Source organism: Leptotrichia sp. oral taxon 417, from assembly GCF_013394865.1.
Taxonomy (GTDB): domain Bacteria; phylum Fusobacteriota; class Fusobacteriia; order Fusobacteriales; family Leptotrichiaceae; genus Leptotrichia; species Leptotrichia wadei_A.
The window spans coordinates 748653-765928 of the sequence record NZ_JABXYV010000001.1; the positions used below are offsets into that span (position 1 = coordinate 748653).

At 30.6% G+C, this 17276-nt stretch carries 16 protein-coding genes and 1 pseudogene; all 17 read left to right on the forward strand.

Annotated elements, in window-relative coordinates; translation table 11 throughout:
• Window positions 1-14 precede the first annotated feature (14 nt).
• The 17 genes and pseudogenes from argJ (at window position 15) to glmM (ending at window position 17144) form a co-directional block, all read left to right on the forward strand.
• Complete coding sequence (argJ, locus tag HW276_RS03595) at window positions 15-1235, forward strand: bifunctional glutamate N-acetyltransferase/amino-acid acetyltransferase ArgJ (RefSeq protein ID WP_178938516.1); 1221 nt, start codon at window positions 15-17, stop codon at window positions 1233-1235.
• Window positions 1236-1379: 144 nt separating this feature from the next.
• On the forward strand, window positions 1380-2270 hold the full coding sequence (argB, locus tag HW276_RS03600) for an acetylglutamate kinase (RefSeq protein ID WP_147003210.1): 891 nt from the start codon (window positions 1380-1382) through the stop codon (window positions 2268-2270).
• Window positions 2271-2386: 116 nt separating this feature from the next.
• The gene (locus HW276_RS03605; RefSeq protein ID WP_178937444.1) at window positions 2387-3580 is read left to right on the forward strand and encodes an aspartate aminotransferase family protein; all 1194 of its coding nucleotides are present in this window, start codon (window positions 2387-2389) and stop codon (window positions 3578-3580) included.
• An 89-nt stretch (window positions 3581-3669) separates the two neighbouring features.
• Window positions 3670-4212 (forward strand): hypothetical protein, encoded by a 543-nt coding sequence (locus tag HW276_RS03610; RefSeq protein ID WP_178937445.1) that lies wholly within the window; start codon window positions 3670-3672, stop codon window positions 4210-4212.
• Between the two features lie 93 nt (window positions 4213-4305).
• The gene (argF, locus tag HW276_RS03615; protein WP_178937446.1) at window positions 4306-5292 is read left to right on the forward strand and encodes an ornithine carbamoyltransferase; all 987 of its coding nucleotides are present in this window, start codon (window positions 4306-4308) and stop codon (window positions 5290-5292) included.
• 141 nt (window positions 5293-5433) lie between these two features.
• Window positions 5434-5799 carry a DUF4870 domain-containing protein gene (locus HW276_RS03620; RefSeq protein WP_178937447.1) on the forward strand — a complete coding sequence of 122 codons (366 nt, stop codon included), beginning with the start codon at window positions 5434-5436 and terminating at the stop codon, window positions 5797-5799.
• Window positions 5800-6067: 268 nt separating this feature from the next.
• Window positions 6068-7660 carry a DNA polymerase III subunit gamma/tau gene (gene dnaX, locus HW276_RS03625; protein WP_178937448.1) on the forward strand — a complete coding sequence of 531 codons (1593 nt, stop codon included), beginning with the start codon at window positions 6068-6070 and terminating at the stop codon, window positions 7658-7660.
• Between the two features lie 60 nt (window positions 7661-7720).
• A complete protein-coding gene (gene rplI, locus HW276_RS03630) occupies window positions 7721-8173 on the forward strand; it encodes a 50S ribosomal protein L9 (protein WP_010123221.1) in 453 nt (150 codons plus the stop codon).
• 48 nt (window positions 8174-8221) lie between these two features.
• Window positions 8222-9181 carry a DnaB-like helicase C-terminal domain-containing protein gene (locus tag HW276_RS03635; protein ID WP_255460314.1) on the forward strand — a complete coding sequence of 320 codons (960 nt, stop codon included), beginning with the start codon at window positions 8222-8224 and terminating at the stop codon, window positions 9179-9181.
• A 35-nt stretch (window positions 9182-9216) separates the two neighbouring features.
• Complete coding sequence (locus HW276_RS03640) at window positions 9217-9333, forward strand: MarR family transcriptional regulator (RefSeq protein WP_080680096.1); 117 nt, start codon at window positions 9217-9219, stop codon at window positions 9331-9333.
• A gap of 7 nt (window positions 9334-9340) precedes the next feature.
• Complete coding sequence (locus tag HW276_RS03645) at window positions 9341-9526, forward strand: hypothetical protein (protein WP_146964450.1); 186 nt, start codon at window positions 9341-9343, stop codon at window positions 9524-9526.
• A gap of 211 nt (window positions 9527-9737) precedes the next feature.
• The gene (locus HW276_RS03650; protein ID WP_178937449.1) at window positions 9738-10985 is read left to right on the forward strand and encodes an RNA-guided endonuclease TnpB family protein; all 1248 of its coding nucleotides are present in this window, start codon (window positions 9738-9740) and stop codon (window positions 10983-10985) included.
• Between the two features lie 80 nt (window positions 10986-11065).
• Window positions 11066-11548: pseudogene (locus tag HW276_RS03655) on the forward strand (DnaB-like helicase C-terminal domain-containing protein); the annotation flags it as partial.
• Window positions 11549-11859: 311 nt separating this feature from the next.
• Window positions 11860-13128: a U32 family peptidase gene (locus HW276_RS03660; protein WP_178937450.1), complete on the forward strand. Its 1269-nt coding sequence runs from the start codon at window positions 11860-11862 to the stop codon at window positions 13126-13128.
• A gap of 284 nt (window positions 13129-13412) precedes the next feature.
• Window positions 13413-14093: a response regulator transcription factor gene (locus tag HW276_RS03665; RefSeq protein ID WP_147003219.1), complete on the forward strand. Its 681-nt coding sequence runs from the start codon at window positions 13413-13415 to the stop codon at window positions 14091-14093.
• A 10-nt stretch (window positions 14094-14103) separates the two neighbouring features.
• Window positions 14104-15684, forward strand: a complete 1581-nt coding sequence (locus HW276_RS03670; protein WP_178937451.1) for a HAMP domain-containing sensor histidine kinase — start codon at window positions 14104-14106, stop codon at window positions 15682-15684.
• Window positions 15685-15779: 95 nt separating this feature from the next.
• The gene (gene glmM / locus HW276_RS03675) at window positions 15780-17144 is read left to right on the forward strand and encodes a phosphoglucosamine mutase (protein ID WP_178937452.1); all 1365 of its coding nucleotides are present in this window, start codon (window positions 15780-15782) and stop codon (window positions 17142-17144) included.
• The last annotated feature ends 132 nt before the right edge of the window (window positions 17145-17276 follow it).

The window sequence follows — 17276 nt, forward strand, 5'->3', positions numbered from 1 at the left end:
CATACAAAAGTTATATGAAAATAATAGAAAATGGAACAATTACTGATGTTAAAGGAATTAAAGCGACTGGAATATCAGCAAAATTGAAAAAAAGTGAAAAAAAAGATATGGCTTTGATTTATAGTGAGGAAAAGGCGGTTTCAGCTGCGGTTTTTACAAAAAATTTGGCAAAGGCTGCACCAATTATTTTGGATATTGAGCATGTAAAAAATAAGAATACACAAGCGATTATTGTAAATAGTGGAAATGCGAATTCTTGTACGGGGAATACTGGACTTGCGAATGCGAGAAAGATGACTGAGCTAGTTGCAGATAAATTGGGACTTAAAGCTGAGGAAGTTTTGGTTCAGTCGACTGGAATTATTGGGGTTCAGCTTGATATGGAAAAAATTGAGAACGGGATTGAAAAAGTTGTGGAAAATTTGTCGGAAGATGGCGGAATTGATGCGGCTACTGCGATTATGACTACTGACACCTTTGTTAAGCAAATTTGCTTGGAAATTGAAATTGCTGGGAAAAAGGCGAAAGTCGCTGGAATGTGTAAAGGTTCTGGAATGATTCATCCAAATATGGCGACAATGCTTTCATTTACTGTAACTGATGTGAATATTGAAAAATCTCTGTTGCAAAAAATGTTTTCTGAAATTGCTGACAACACTTTCAATATGATTTCAGTTGACGGAGATACGAGTACAAATGATATGGCTTGCGTTTTGGCGAACGGACTTGCAGGGAATGAAAAAATTGTTGATGAAAATTCAGCTGGATATGATGAGTTTAAAAAGGCGTTATACAAAGTGAATGAAGAATTGGCTAAATTAATTGCGAAAGATGGAGAAGGTGCGACAAAATTGATTCAAGTTACAACAAATGGAGCAAAAACGCTAAAAGATGCAAAAAAAGTTTCAAAATCAGTTATCACTTCAAGTCTTTTTAAAGCGGCAGTTTTTGGTGGCGACCCAAATTGGGGAAGAATTTTGTGTGCGGTTGGATATTCAGAAGCTGATTTGATGATTGATAAAGTTAATATTTTCTTAAAAGCTGGAAATGATATGGTTCAAGTTGCGAAAAATGGGATGGCACAGGATTTTGATATTCCAAAAGCTGAGAAAATTTTAAAGGCTGAAACTGTTGAAATTATTATTGAATTAAATGATGGGAAGTTTGAAGCGACTGCTTGGGGATGTGACTTGAGTTATGATTATGTGAAAATTAATGCGGAGTATCACACTTAATAATTTTTAAAATAAATTTATGATTTTAAGAATTATTTATTAGTAGATTTTTCAAGATAAATTTTTAAAAGGATTATTTATAAAATTAAATTTTTGAAAAACTAAAAAAATAAGAAAAATTTTAGTAATAAAGAAAGGGAAAATATGATTTCAAATTTAGATAAAGCGAAAATTTTAGTAAAAGCGTTGCCGTTTATAAAAAAATATCATAATAAAACGATTGTTATTAAATATGGCGGAAGTGCGATGGTTAATCCTGTTGCTCGGGAACAGTTTATTCAAGATGTGGTTCTTATGAAATATGTTGGAATAAATCCTGTGATTGTGCATGGTGGAGGGCCTGAGATAAACGAGATGCTTCAAAAAATTGGAAAAGAAAGCAAATTTATTGCGGGAAATCGTGTGACTGATGAGGAAACGATGGAAATTGTGGAAATGGTGCTTTCTGGGAAAGTTAATAAAGGAATTGTGTCAGACATCAATAAATATGGCGGAAAAGCTGTTGGTCTTAGTGGAAAAGACGGAAATATGGTATTTGTCGAGAAAAAGTTTGTTGAAGTTGATGGAGAAAAGGTTGATATTGGATTTGTCGGAGAGATTAAGGAAATTAATACAGAAGTTATAAAATTGTTGGAGTCGAATGATACGATTCCTGTGATTTCGTCAATTGGAGTTGACAAAAATGGTCAGACATACAATATTAATGCTGATTATGTGGCAGGTGCAATTGCTGGAAAATTACAGGCTGATAGACTGATATTTTTGACAGATGTTGATGGAATTTTACTTGACTACAACAATAAACAAACGCTTATTGATGAAATTGATGTGGAAAAAGTGAACGATTTAATCGAGCGTGGAATTATCAGTGGCGGAATGTTGCCAAAAGTTACGACTTGCTTGAACGCAATTGAAAATGGTGTGGAAAATGTTGTTATTCTAAATGGTAAATTGGAACATTCTGTGATTCTTGAGTTGTTTACAGTTGAAGGAGCTGGAACATTGATTAAGAAAGATGCAAATTTAGAGGATTAAAATTATTTGAAAAAGGAAAATATCTGAAAAGTAAAAATATTTTGTAAAGATTTTGAAGTTAAAAACTAGAAGATTATCGAATATTTTCTAAAAAAAATTAAGAAAGAAGTGATTTAATGTTATTAAATGTATATAGCCGTTATAATAAAATTTTTGAAAAAGGAAAAGGAACATATATTTACGATAATGAAGGAAATGAATATTTAGATTTTGTGTCGGGAATTTCGGTAAATTGCTTGGGACATGCAAGTCCTGTGATTACAAAAACTTTAACGGAACAAAGTCAGAAATTGGTGCATATTTCTAATTTGTATTACAGTCAGCCGCAATTGGATTTGGCGAATAAGCTTACAGATAATAGTGAAATGGAAAGTGTTTTTTTTACAAATAGTGGAACTGAAGCGATTGAGTTGGCTTTGAAAATTGCTCGAAAATATGGGAATAATTTGTCATATGATGAAAATGGAAACAAAATTACTGATAAAACAGAAATAATTTATATGAAAAATTCATTTCATGGAAGAAGTACTGGAGCGTTGGCAGTCACTGGTCAGCCGAAATATCAAAAACCGTTTGAGCCATTGATGAAAAATGTTACAGAATGTAATTTTAACGATGTTGAGGATTTAAAAGCAAAAGTAAGCGAAAAAACTGCCGCCATTATTTTGGAGCCAATTCAGGGAGAAAGCGGACTTGAAAGTGCTACGACTGAATTTATGGAAGCTATAAAAGAATTGAGTGAAAAATATAATACACTTGTGATTTTTGACGAAATTCAATGCGGAATGGGAAGAACTGGAAAATTATTTGCCTATGAAAATTTTGATTTAGTTCCAGATATAGTTACAATTGCAAAATCACTTGGTGGCGGAGTTCCAATCGGAGCTTGTTTAACAAAAGGAAAAGCAAATGATGTACTAGTTCCTGGCGACCACGGTTCAACTTATGGAGGAAATCCTTTAGTTTGTGCTGTTGCAAATGCTGTTTTACATGAATTAATTGACAACAAATTAATTGAAAAAAATGTTGTGGAAAAAGGTCAGTATTCTGTGGAAAAATTGGAAAAATTAAAGGAAAAATTTGATTTTATCGAAGAAATTCGTGGAAAAGGACTTCTTTTAGGAATAAAATTTGATGAGAAAAAAGTTTTGGCAAAAGATGTTGTTTTAAAAGCATTAGAAAATGGGTTGTTACTAGTTGGAGCTGGAAATAATGTTGTGAGATTTTTTCCGCCATTTAATGTAACAAACGATGAAATTGACAAAGCTATCTCGATTTTGGAAAAAGTTTTTGAAAAAATTTCTTTTTAGTAATTGCAAATTATAATTGTAAATTAAAAATTATTAAGGTAAAATTATACTGAAAGAACGAAAAAATTTAGAGTTAAAGGGAGATTTTTATGAAAACCTTTAGAAAAATTGCGATACTTTTTCTTTTGGTAAGTTTGATGAATTTTGGTGCGTCGAATATCGAAGGGAAAATTGCTCAGATTAGGAAAGATTTTGCAAGTACTAATGCTGTGAAAAATTATGTTATTAAGGAAGTTGAAGATTCAGAGCAAAGTACAGATGGTAGTGGTGTGAAATATTATTTGCAAAATGGAATTGTTAAAAAAATTGTAGTTGAACATTTTGGAGAAAGTTGGAATAGTTTGATAGAATATTATGTAAAAAATGGAAAAGTTTATTTTATTTTTGATAAGTCTGAAAAATATAATGTGCCATATTATGTGGATTCTAAGTGGTATAAAGAAAATAAGCTAAAAAATGGAGAAGTTTTTGATAAAAGAAAATCGAAATTTTCTGAACAACGATACTATTTTGATGAAAATGAAAAATTGATTCGGTATATTGGTGAGAATAAAAAGGTTGTTGAGAATGGACAAAAATTGAAGGAAATTGAGAAAGATATATTGAATGAATATTATAGAATAAAAAATTAATATAAAGTTATAAAAATTGGCAAAATTAAATAATAACAAAGGACAGAATCTTTTGTTTATGATATTATAAAAAATAAAAATTAAGGAGAAATTATGTTAAAAGGAAAATCATTTTTAAAATTATTAGATTTTACAACAGAGGAATTGCAGTATTTACTGGATTTGGCGAAAAAATTGAAGATAGATAAGAAAAATGGGACTGAGAAAAAAACGATGGTTGGAAAAAATATTGCTTTGATTTTTGAGAAAACTTCTACTAGAACGAGATGTGCGTTTGAAGTGGGAGCTTATGACCAAGGGGCAAATGTCACTTACATTGGGCCTTCTGCATCACAAATTGGAGATAAGGAATCTATGGAAGATACTGCAAAAGTTTTGGGAAGATTTTATGATGGAATCGAATATCGAGGATACGGTCAAGATTTAGTCGAAACTTTGGCTGAACATTCGGGAGTGCCTGTTTGGAATGGACTTACAACTGAGTTTCATCCAACACAGATTTTGGCGGATTTTTTGGCAATTACAGAGAAAAAAGGTAAATTGAAAGGAATAAAATTCGCATTTTTAGGCGATGGAAAAAATAATATGGCAAATTCTTTAATGATTGGTGCTGCCAAATTTGGAATGGATTTCAGAATTGTTTGTCCGAAAGAATATTTTCCTGAAGAAAAATTAGTTGAAGAAGCTAAAAAAATTGCCGAAAAAACTGGTGGAAAAATTTTGTTGACAGAAGATAAAATTGAAGGTGTGAAAGATGCCGATGTCGTTTATACTGATGTTTGGGTATCGATGGGAGAACCAAAAGAAGTTTGGAAAGAAAGAATCGATAAATTGCTTCCATACCAAGTAAATGCTAATTTAGTAAAGCATTGTTCAAACGATTACTTATTTATGCACTGTTTACCAGCGTTTCATGATTTAAATACGAAAGTTGCGAAAAATATTGAAAAAGAATATGGTTTGAAAGAAATGGAAGTTACTGACGAAGTTTTCAGAAGTAAAAATTCTGTTGTATTTGATGAAGCGGAAAATCGTATGCATACGATAAAAGCTGTGATGGTGGCGACTTTGGGAGAATAAAGTAAGAGTTCTTTTAATAGACCTTTTTTTTCATTAAAAATAAAAAATTTGAAATAAATAATTATATATGATATACTAAAAAAAATAAATCTGGAAGTAATTTAATAGTAATAAAAATAGAAAATATATTGGGAGGAGTTTATGGATAATAATAGAATTAGTGAACAGAAGTCAATTGCAGGGCTGAGGGCTAATGCTGCCGCTTTTCTTGTAAATTTGAGTTTTTTTACAATAATTGGAGGGCTGATAGTTCCGATTTTTGCTTTGATTTTGGAGGATAAAAATAATTTTGTGAGATCGTATGCAAAACAGACTTTGGCTATATCAGTTTTGTTAATTGTTTCAGGAGTGCTGAATTTTGTTATAATTGTTGGAAATATTCTGTATTTTGTAATTTTTGTCGTATTGGTTATAATGCAAATTGTCGCAGCTGTTTCATCAATTTTGGAAAAGGAATTTAAAATTCCTTATATTGAAAAATTAATAAATATTTTGTTTTTGCATTAATTATTATTATTTTTTATTATTAATTAAAATTTAAAGTAAAATTTTTTAGACTTGTATATCAATTATAGAATATAATAAAAGTACACCAAAGCATATTATTTAGGTGTATTTTTTTGTATGTTGAAAAAAGTTTTACAGTAGTTCACAAATTATAGTAAAAATGTTATAATATCAAATGTATTCAAACTTATGTTTTGTTATGCTGATTATTAATGATGTCTGGTAATTGGAATTTTAGTCAATGTATTTATAAAAAAGGGAGAGAATATTGAATATTACGTTATATAGAAAGTATCGGCCGCAGAATTTTGATGAAATTGCGGGACAGGAATTTGTGTTGAGGGCTATTAAAAATTCCCTTAGGGAGAACAAGCTGTCACATGCGTATTTATTTACAGGGCCACGTGGTGTTGGGAAAACTACTATTGCTAGGCTTATTGCTAAAGGTGTGAATTGCTTGAGTAGTGAAGATGTGACGGATAATCCTTGTGGGAAATGTGAGAATTGCCGTGAAATTTCTTCTGGGATTTCAATGGATATGATTGAAATTGATGCAGCTTCTAATCGTGGGATTGATGAGATTCGTGAATTAAAGGAAAAGATAAATTATCAGCCTGTCAAGGGAAGAAAAAAAATATATATAATTGATGAAGTTCATATGCTTACAAAGGAGGCATTTAATGCGCTTTTAAAAACACTGGAAGAACCGCCGGCACATGTTATATTTATTCTTGCAACAACAGAAATTGATAAGATTCCAGATACGGTTATTTCCAGATGTCAACGGTATGACTTTTTGCCAATTGATAAGAAGGATATAAAAAAGCTGCTTCAAAATGTGGCACAGAAGGAGAACATTAAAATTGATGATGCGAGTCTGGATTTGATATATCGGAAGTCTGAGGGAAGTGCAAGGGATAGTTTTTCTATTTTTGAGCAGGTTGTGTCAAATTTTAATAATGAGGAAATTAATCTTGAAAAAACTCAGAAGGCTCTGGGAGTAGTGCCTGATGCGATTTTGGAGGAATTCCTGAATTTAATAAAAAAAAGTGACAAGGAAAGACTTGTTGATTTTATTGACAAGATTTGGGAAGATGGGCTTGTAATTGAAACTTTTTTAAAGGATTTTTCCTATTATTTGAAGGAGCAGTTTAAAAAGCAGACGGATTTATCGGTGGATTTTTTGCTGGATACAATAAGTGCGATTTTTTTTACCTTGAATGAATTTAAGTATGAAGAGGATAAAAGGCTGCTTGGATATGTGCTTGTTTATGAACTTTATAAAAATCAGAAGAAAAATTCAAATAAAAATAAAATTTTGGAAACTGATGATTTTGCTTCAAATAAAGCGGTTGTTGACAAAAATTATATTAAAGATGTTTCGGATCACATTTATGAAAAAGTTATGAGTCAGATTTCAGAAAATTCCAAAATTATAAATTCAGATGTTACAGAAAAAATAGCTGAAACAGAAGAAGTAAAAAAAGTAGAAAATTTAGAAAAGATAGAAAAAGCTGCAAAAAATTATGATATTTCAATTTTTTCTAAAAACTGGAGAAAAATTTTATCTGAAATAAAGAGAGAAAGTGTAATGCTAGGAGCATTATCGGTGGAAAGCAAGCCGGACAGAGTGGAAGAAGGAGTGCTTTTTATAAGATTTCCAAGTAATCAGAAATTTCATAGCGAACAGCTTATGATACCTGAAAAGAAAGTGAAGGTTGAAAAAGTTATTAATCAAATCTGTAATTCGGATATTGAAATAAAAACTTTTTTTGAAAGCGATGATGCTAAAAATGGAGAAGATAAGTTTTTGAAGGATGCAGTGAAGTTTTTTGATGGGGAAATTTTAGAAAAAAAATAAATATATTAAATAAATTTATTGACAATTGGTTTATTAATAAAAAAGAAAGGTATGGTAGATATGAAAATTAAAGTAATTTTGAAGGAAAATATAAAAGGTGTAGGGAAAAAAGATGAAATTGTGGAAGTAAAGGATGGATATGCAAATAACTTTTTATTAAATCAAAATAAAGCGATACTTGCAACGCCTGAAAATATTAATAAATTAAAGGCAAGAAATGAAAAAATCCAAAAACATCATGATAGGGATGTGAAAAATGCTAAAGAATTGAAGGAAGTCTTGGCGACAAAGGAAATTGTGCTAAAAGTGAAGGCTGGGGAAAATAATAAGGTGTTTGGTTCAATTAGTGCAAAGGAAATTGTGCAGGCTGTAAAGGATCAGTTAAATATTGATATTGATAAGAAGAAAGTTTCTGCAGATTCTAAAGTGAAGGAAATTGGAGTGCATAATGTGGAATTGAAACTTCATTCGGAAGTAAAGGCTAACTTAAAAGTTAGAGTTGAGGCTAAATAGCAGAATTTTTGCATAAAATTTAAAACTGGAAAGTGAGAAAATTGAAAAATGGGGTTATATGACGAAGATGGGAAAAATAGCGAGCCATATAGCATAGAGGCTGAAGAGGCACTTCTTGGGTCTGTCTTTATAAATCCTAATGTTATGGGAGATGTTGTTGATATTATAACAGCTGAAGATTTTTACAAAAGTAATTATAAATTGATTTTTTCTGAAATGATTAATGCCTATAATTCTGGAAAAATAATTGATGTGCTTTTGATAATTGAGGCTTTGAAAAAAAAGGAATTAATGGATGAAGTTGGAGATGAAGAAGTTATTTATGATTTGACTGAAGTTGTGCCAACTGCTGCAAATGCTGTTAATTATGCCCAAATTATAAAGGATAAGTCTGTTCAGCGCCAGTTAATAACCATTGGGGAAAAAATTGTAAGAATGGCTACACGTGGGTATGAGGAAACAGATGCGATGCTTGATAAATCAGAAAGCATGATTTTTAAAATTGCAGAATCTAAGCAGAAAAAAGAAATTGTAAAATTATCTGAATTGGTTCAATCTAAAGTAAAACGGCTAGATGATGGTTCGGAAGCTAAAGGAAAAATAACTGGCATTTCTTCAGGATTTAGCAGATATGACAGTATAACAAGCGGGTTTCACGGGTCTGACTTAATAATTCTTGCGGCACGTCCTGCAATGGGAAAAACTGCATTTGCATTGAATCTCGCAATAAATGTTGCAAGGCAAGGTAAAGGAGTGCTTATATACAGTTTAGAAATGGGAAATGAGCAGCTGTTTGACAGGCTTGTGGCAAGTGAGTCGAGAGTTAGGTTAAAGGGAATAAAGGATGGAACTTTGACTTCGGAAGAGCTTGTAACTTTGGGAGATGGGCTTGGGCGGCTTTCTGAGATGCCAATTTATATTTCAGATTCTGCAAGTGTAACAATGCTGGAAATAAAGGCTAATGCAAGACGGTTAAAGGCTGAAGGAAAGCTGGATTTTATTAAATAGTGCAAGAACACTCGCAACTTTAGTCGTGAGGTGAATTGCACGAAAATTTTAGTAAGCATATAGGGAAACTTGTATGTAGACACGGAGCAAAACCGTGCAACAAAGAAACTGAACTGCTGGGAACTCTTAAAGCTAGTATAACCACAACATAATGCTTAAGTGAGAATATGGTATAAGTGTGATGGTGGCGAAAGCAGAAAAAATATACTAGATGGTGCAAGGTTAAATCCTAAACATTATGATAATAGACAATCAGCAGCTAATCCTGAAAAGGAAAGTTCAACGACTATCCCTCGTGAGGGGAGTACAATACAAGCGATTGGTATTGGAAGTGGTTTCGCCTAAGTCCTTGAAATAGGATATGGATAAGATATAGTCTGTGCTTGTTAGAGATAACAAGAAGTTCATAAGAGAACTGCATAAATGGTAGCGTATTTATGTGAACGACGCTTCCCACTGTTGTGGGGTTTTAAAAACTTTAAAAATATTTAAAAATAAACAGATAAAATGTAGAATACATGGTATAATATCTCTGATGAAAAGGAGGTGATTATATATGTATTTAACATTAAAACAACAGGTAAAACATCTTAGTAAAAAAGAGTTTAGGAATTTAAAACATTTATCTCATATAGCCAAGAACTTAACTAATGAAGCTATATATAATATTAGACAATACTATTTTAAAAATAAAAAGTATTTAAGTTATAACGAAAACTATAAAATGCTTAAAAATAGTGAGAACTATAAAAAATTAAATTCTAATATGGCTCAACAAATTCTAAAAGAAGTAGACGGAAGTTTTAAATCATTTTTTAGACTTTTGAAACTTGCTAAAAATGGTCAATATGATAATAAAAAAATAAAATTACCTAAATATCTTGCTAAAGATGGTTTTACAACTCTTGTTATAGGTTTTGTAAGATTAAAAGATGATATTCTGATAGTTCCTTATTCAAATTCATTTAGAAAGACACATAAGGAAATCGCAATAAAACTACCACCAGTATTAAAAGGCAAGAAGATAAAAGAGATTAGAATAATACCTAAACAACATTCTAGGTACTTTGAAATTCAATATACTTATGAGGTAGAAGAAGTTCAAAGGGAATTAAATAAAGAAAATGGACTAGGAATTGATTTAGGTATAGACAATCTTTGTACTTGTGTAACTAATAATGGAGCATCATTCATAATAGATGGTAGGAAATTAAAATCTATTAATCAATACTATAATAAGACAAATGCAAAATTACAAAGCATAAAAGATAAGCAAAAGATAGAGCATATAACATTAAGGCAAAAGAGAATAGCTAGAAAGAGAAATAATCGTATAGAAGATTACCTTTCAAAAGCAGCAAGAATAATTATAAATTATTGTCTTAATAATGATATAGGAAAAATAGTTCTAGGATATAATGAAGATTTTCAAAGAAATTCAAATATTGGAAGTATAAATAATCAGAACTTTGTAAGTATACCATATGGAAAATTAAGAGATAAACTAATATATCTATGTAAGCTATATGGAATAGAATTTAAATTACAAGAAGAGAGTTATACATCAAAAGCAAGTTTCTTTGATGGAGATGAGATTCCAATATATGATAAAGAAAATCAAAAAGAATATATATTCAGTGGAAAAAGAATAAAAAGAGGACTATATCAAACAAGTGCAGGTAAACTCATAAATGCAGATTGTAACGGAGCATTAAACATATTAAGGAAAAGTAAAGTTGTGGACTTAAGTGTCCTATACAATAGAGGTGAGCTGAACACACCTAAAAGAATAAGGGTAGTGTAAAGCTATCAAACTTCTTAGAAAATTTTTGAATAATTTTAAAGATTTTAGAACCCTGCAACTTTAGTTGTGGGAGGTTCAGGCTAATTGACTATTTGCAGTTAATAAGCCCTTCAACAAATTCAAGAAAGAGTCGTGAGCAGGAAATATCTGAAATTTCACGTTCACTAAAAATACTTGCAAAAGAGCTGAATATACCAATTGTGACACTTTCACAGTTATCCCGTGGAGTGGAGCAGAGAGTTGACAAAAGACCAATTTTATCAGATTTGCGGGAATCGGGAGCAATTGAGCAGGATGCAGATATGGTAATGTTTCTATATCGTGAAAGCTATTATAACAAAGATACTGCTACAGAAGTGAATAATGTGGATGTTCCAGATAAATATGTTAAAAAATCACAGGACTTGCCAAAAACTGGAGAAAAACAGGAAATGGAAAAAGTTGAACTGATAATCGGAAAGCACAGAAGTGGACCGACTGGTACGATAGAATTGGGATTTTTTCCTAATTATCAGCAATTTGTAAATGTTGTGGATGATGAATTTGCACCGTCTGCAGAATAAATCAGATTTGCTTGAAAACTGTATTTATTTAAAATTTAATAAAACAAATGTTCTGAAGCAGGGGGTCTTGAACCCATGTTAAATAAAAAAATTAAGAAATCTAACTAAATAGAAAAGATAGGCAATTATAAAAAATAAAGGTGATAAAGATTAGATAACAGCAGTATTTATTATGATTACAAAGGGTCAATATCTTTTGACAAGGAATTAAACAATAAAACTAAAAATTTAAAAATATTGCGGTTATTGAAATTTTTATATTTTTACAAATGGATATGAGAAGAAAAGAATTAAGGAGAAAAAATTAGAGAATGGAAACAAAAAAAAGAGTAGAATTATTAGCACCAGCTGGAAATATGGAAAAGTTAAAGACAGCCTTTCATTTTGGAGCTGATGCGTGTTTTGTTGGAGGAAGCGCATTTAATTTAAGGGGAATGTCTTCAAATTTTAAAAATAAGGAATTAAAGGAAGCTGTGGATTATGTTCATAGTTTAGGGAAAAAAATATATGTAACTTTAAATATTTTTGCACATAATACGGAAATTGAATATATGCCAAGATTTATAAAAAAACTGGATGAATTTGGCGTGGATGCAGTGATTGTCGCTGATCTGGGAGTTTTTCAGATGGTTAGGGAGCATGCTCCGAATATGAAAATTCATGTAAGTACTCAGGCGAACAATACAAACTGGATGAGTGTAAAAACTTGGAAGGATATGGGAGCAAAAAGAGTTATTCTGGCTAGGGAAATGTCGCTTAAAGAAATCAAGACTATACGTGAAAAAGTGCCTGATGTGGAAATAGAAGTGTTTATTCACGGGGCAATGTGCATGGCATATTCTGGAAGATGCTTATTGAGCAACTATTTTACAAATCGTGATGCGAACCGTGGAATTTGTGCACAGGATTGCCGTTGGAACTATAAGGTTATTGCAGAGGGGCATGAGGAAACTGGAGCTCATGATATTGTGGAAAATGAAGAAGGAACATATATGTTTAATGCTAAGGACTTGTGTTCGATAGAGTTTATTGATAAAATAATTGAAACTGGAGTGGATTCGTTAAAAATTGAAGGAAGAATGAAGAGCATTTATTATAACTCGACTGTTGTAAAACAATACAAGAGAGCATTAGATAATTATTATTCTGGAAATTATAAGTATGACCCTGATTGGCTGGCTGAACTTAAAACTATTAGTCATAGACAATATTCAAATGGGTTTTATTTAGGGCCTACTTCTGAAAAGGATCAAAATTATGAAACTGGGCTTTCTTATAGCCAGACTTATAGACTTATTGCAAATGTGCTTGAAAAAGTTGATACAAATAAATATAAAATTCAAATAAGAAATAAAGTTTATGCAACTGAAACTTTGGAATTGGTTCGTCCAATTGGAGATGCAATTAAATTTAAAGTGGAAAACTTTTTCAATACAAAAAATGAAGAGTATCAAGAATATGTAAACCCAAATACAATCGCTATTATTGAAACAGATGTGGAAATGGGGCCAATGGATCTTATTAGAATAAAATTGCCTGAAGGGCAATCGGATAGCGATATGGATACATCAGAGTTTTAATTATATTAAATAAAAAATTAATTATAATTTTAACATAAAAAAAGCAATATGGATAAAAAGCATTGATTTTTAATCTTAAATAAATCTTTTGTTTATTGAAAATTGTTGAAAAAAAAAGATAAAATACTATACAAATCAAAAAAAATGAGTTATAATGACTTGTAAGATTATAAACCTTTACTTTGTATCGAAATTTTAAAATTAGTTTTTATAATAAATGGATATTTTAAAAGGTAGAAGATAATAAAGTGAGAAAAAATATTAGAACAGAAGTGGAGATAACTATGAGAGAGAAAATATTAGTAATTGAAGATGATCCTAAAATTTCAAGACTTCTTGAAATTGAATTAAAATTTGAAGGATTTGATGTATTTTTTGCATACGATGGTAAAGAAGGGCTTAATATGGCTAAATATGGTTCGTATGACATTATCCTTCTGGATGTAATGCTTCCTAAAATGAGTGGAATGGAAGTTTGCAAAAGAATAAGGGAAACTTCGCAAGTGCCTATTATTATGCTTACAGCTAAGGATGAAATTAGTGATAAGGTAGTTGGATTTGATTATGGGGCAGATGACTATATGACAAAACCATTTTCAAATGAAGAATTGCTTGCTAGAATAAAAGCGCTTCTTAGAAGAACTAAAAAATCTGTTGTTCACAAGGGAATATTTGAATTTGAAGATTTAACAATAAACTATTCTACTTATGAAGTATTTAGAGATTATGGAAAAACTCTTATTCAACTTTCAAAAAGAGAATTTGAATTGCTTGACTTTTTAGTATTAAATAAAGGAATTGTTTTATCTAGAGATAAAATTTTAGAAGAAGTTTGGGGATTTGACTATATTGGAAACGATAATATCCTTGATTTGTATATTAAATATTTAAGAGATAAAATTGACAAGCCTTATGAAAGAAAATTCATTCAAACTGTAAGAGGAATTGGATTTATTTTTAAATAAGGAGTAAAAAATGAAAAATTTGAAATTAGAAGATCGTATTTCGGCAAATTACGCTCTTCTATTTTTGGTATTAATATTAGTTTCCAATATTATTTTAGTTTATTCGTTGCAAAAGCAGTCAAATAAAGTGCTGGAAGTTTCGGCTAGTGACAAATTGAAGGAAATAAACAGTTTTTTGGATAAGGTTGGAATTTTTTCAGATAAGACAAATGTGCTTACGCTTGATTTTAATCCTGAAGTTGTGGAAGGAAAGAAGGTAATTCACGTAAAGCCATTTAATCCAGGAGAAGACAATTATTTGTATGTTTTGGAAATAAAGCAAAATAAGGATTCGGTAATACCGATTAATACAATTGGAGATACAGATACTGAAGAGGCTTCGATGACTAATGAAAGCATGGTTGAGCTGCTTGAAAGTTATAATTTTAAAGATAATGTTTCAAGTGGGAAGACAATAAATATTGAAAAAAATAAATATTTTGTATTTAAAGTTAGCCGTGTAATAAAAAATTATAAATTTAATATTTATACTTTGAAAAATGTTACAAATGAAAATAAAATTTATAAAAGACTGGAATATCTTGTTATTTTATTTACAATAATTGGAGTTGTCATAACAATCATTGTTTCAAAAATAATGAGCCGAAGAATCTTAAAACCAATTAATAATGTAATAAAAACTGCTAAAAGCATTTCAACAGATGACTTGAGCAAGAGAATAGAAATACCAAAAGAGGAAGATGAATTGCAAAATCTGACACTTATTATAAATGAGATGTTAGACAGGCTGGAAACGTCATTTGAAAATCAGAAAAAATTTGTATCAGATGCTTCGCATGAATTGCGGACACCGCTTGCTATAATAAAAGGTTATGCGGAAATTATACGTAAGCGTGGAACTACAGATATTGATATATTTGTAGAGTCAATTGATTCAATAATCAGTGAAACTGATAATATGCGTAATTTAATACAGAAATTGCTGTTTTTGGCTAAAGGTGAAATTACAAAAATTAATACAAAATTTGTAGATATTGATGCAAATGAAATGGTACATCAAATTCATTCTGATACAGTAGTTTCTACCAAAACTCATAAATTCCATCTGGAAATGGGGGAAGACTATAAAATTAAAGGTGATGAAACACTACTGCAGCAGGCAATTAGAGCCTTAATTGAAAATGCTGCAAAATATTCAGAGCCAAATACAAATATTTATATAAAATCTTTCATAAAAGATGGATTTGGACGAATTTCAATTCGAGATGAGGGAGTTGGAATTTCTGATGAGGATGCAAAGAGAATTTTTGACAGATTTTACAGAGTGGATTTGTCGAGAACAAAGGCAACGGGTGGAACTGGACTTGGACTTGCGATAGTTAAACGAATTGTAGAAATTCATAATGGAAAAATCGAAGTTGATTCTAAAATGAATGAAGGAACAGAAATTTCAATCGTTTTACCTATTGGAGATGCGGTTGTAAATTCACAGGAAGAAATTAATAAAAATATAAATAAAGAAAAAATCGAAAAGAAAAAAAGTGTTTTTGGATTTTTAAAAAAGAAAAATAAGAAAAGTAAGAAAAAATAAAATTATAATTTATTTGTTCAGTAATAAATTTTACTAGATAAAAATTAGCAAATTTATTTTTAAATTTAAAAAATAAAAAATAGAGAGGGAAAATAATGGCTAGAAAATATTTTGGAACTGATGGAATGAGAGGAGAAGCTAATAAGGACTTGACAATTGATTTAGTTACAAGTTTGGGGCTTGCTCTTGGGTATTATTTAAAAAAACATAGAAAAAAAGCTGGAAAGCCAAAAGTTATTCTTGGAACAGATACAAGAATTTCAGGGTATATGATTCGTTCAGCACTTACAGCGGGATTAAATTCTATGGGTGTAAATATTGACTTTGTTGGAGTGCTTCCTACTCCTGGAGTTTGTTACTTGACTAGGAAATTAAAGGCTGATGCGGGAATTATGATTTCAGCTTCACATAATCCTGTAAAGGACAATGGAATAAAAATATTTAGTCAAAATGGTTATAAATTGCCTGATGCAGTTGAGGAAAAATTGGAAGAGTTGATGGGTAAAAAGGATGAACTTCTTGAAAAACATCAAGTTGCAGGAGATGACCTTGGAACATTTAAATATGTGGAAGATGATATGAAAATCTATTTAGATTATTTAACTTCTACAGTAAAAACTAATTTTTCAAAATTAAGAATTGTAATTGACACTGCAAACGGTGCGGCATATAGAGTGGCTTCAAAAGTATTTCAAAATCTAGGTGCAGATGTTATTGTAATTAATAATATTCCAAATGGAAAAAACATCAATGTAAATTGTGGATCAACACATCCAGAACTGCTTCAGGAAGTAGTTAAAGTTTACAAGGCTGATTTGGGACTTGCCTACGATGGAGATGCCGACAGATTAATCGCTGTTGACAATACAGGAGCAATTATAAACGGAGATCTGATTATTGCAATTATCGCAGAATATATGCAAAGCAGAGGGCTTTTAAACGATAATAAAGTTGTAACTACAGTTCTAAGTAATATGGGATTTGAAAAATATCTGGATGAAAAGGGAATTGGATTAATTCGTGCAAATGTTGGAGATAGATATGTTCTTGAAAAAATGAAGGAATATGGATTAAATATTGGTGGAGAACAGTCTGGGCATATTTTAATGCTTGACTACAATACAACTGGAGACGGAGTATTGTCATCAATTCAGCTAGTTGCGGCTATTTTAGAAAGCAGAAAAACTTTGCATGAACTTGTAAAAGATATTAAATTGTGGCCACAAGATTCTAAAAATATTACAGTTGCAAAGGAGAAAAAGGCAACTTGGGAAACAAATAAGGAATTAATTGACTTTATCAAGGCAAAAGAGAAAGAAATCGCTGGAAAGGGAAGAATCCTTGTAAGAGCTTCTGGAACAGAATCTTTAATAAGAGTAATGGTTGAGGCTGAAAGTCAAGAAACTGTGGATAAATATGTGGAAGAGCTGAGTAAAAAAGTGGAAGAAATTCTTTGTTAATGAAAGATAAAAAATAAAAAATAATTATGAAACTGGGTTTTTTCCCCAGTTTTTTTTGTATGTAAAAAAAGACTATTTCAATACGAAATAGTCTAATTTTTTAAACCGCTTTGAGTTTTATAGTTATATTTA

Bases quoted from the DNA above. Each gene is read 5' to 3' on its own strand.
- HW276_RS03650 (WP_178937449.1), top strand. From the start codon at position 9,738: ATGTATTTAACATTAAAACAACAGGTAAAACATCTTAGTAAAAAAGAG.
- argJ (WP_178938516.1), top strand. From the start codon at position 15: ATGAAAATAATAGAAAATGGAACAATTACTGATGTTAAAGGAATTAAA.
- HW276_RS03660 (WP_178937450.1), top strand. From the start codon at position 11,860: ATGGAAACAAAAAAAAGAGTAGAATTATTAGCACCAGCTGGAAATATG.
- HW276_RS03605 (WP_178937444.1), top strand. From the start codon at position 2,387: ATGTTATTAAATGTATATAGCCGTTATAATAAAATTTTTGAAAAAGGA.
- rplI (WP_010123221.1), top strand. From the start codon at position 7,721: ATGAAAATTAAAGTAATTTTGAAGGAAAATATAAAAGGTGTAGGGAAA.
- HW276_RS03665 (WP_147003219.1), top strand. From the start codon at position 13,413: ATGAGAGAGAAAATATTAGTAATTGAAGATGATCCTAAAATTTCAAGA.
- HW276_RS03620 (WP_178937447.1), top strand. From the start codon at position 5,434: ATGGATAATAATAGAATTAGTGAACAGAAGTCAATTGCAGGGCTGAGG.
- HW276_RS03610 (WP_178937445.1), top strand. From the start codon at position 3,670: ATGAAAACCTTTAGAAAAATTGCGATACTTTTTCTTTTGGTAAGTTTG.
- argB (WP_147003210.1), top strand. From the start codon at position 1,380: ATGATTTCAAATTTAGATAAAGCGAAAATTTTAGTAAAAGCGTTGCCG.
- HW276_RS03670 (WP_178937451.1), top strand. From the start codon at position 14,104: ATGAAAAATTTGAAATTAGAAGATCGTATTTCGGCAAATTACGCTCTT.
- HW276_RS03635 (WP_255460314.1), top strand. From the start codon at position 8,222: ATGGGGTTATATGACGAAGATGGGAAAAATAGCGAGCCATATAGCATA.
- glmM (WP_178937452.1), top strand. From the start codon at position 15,780: ATGGCTAGAAAATATTTTGGAACTGATGGAATGAGAGGAGAAGCTAAT.
- argF (WP_178937446.1), top strand. From the start codon at position 4,306: ATGTTAAAAGGAAAATCATTTTTAAAATTATTAGATTTTACAACAGAG.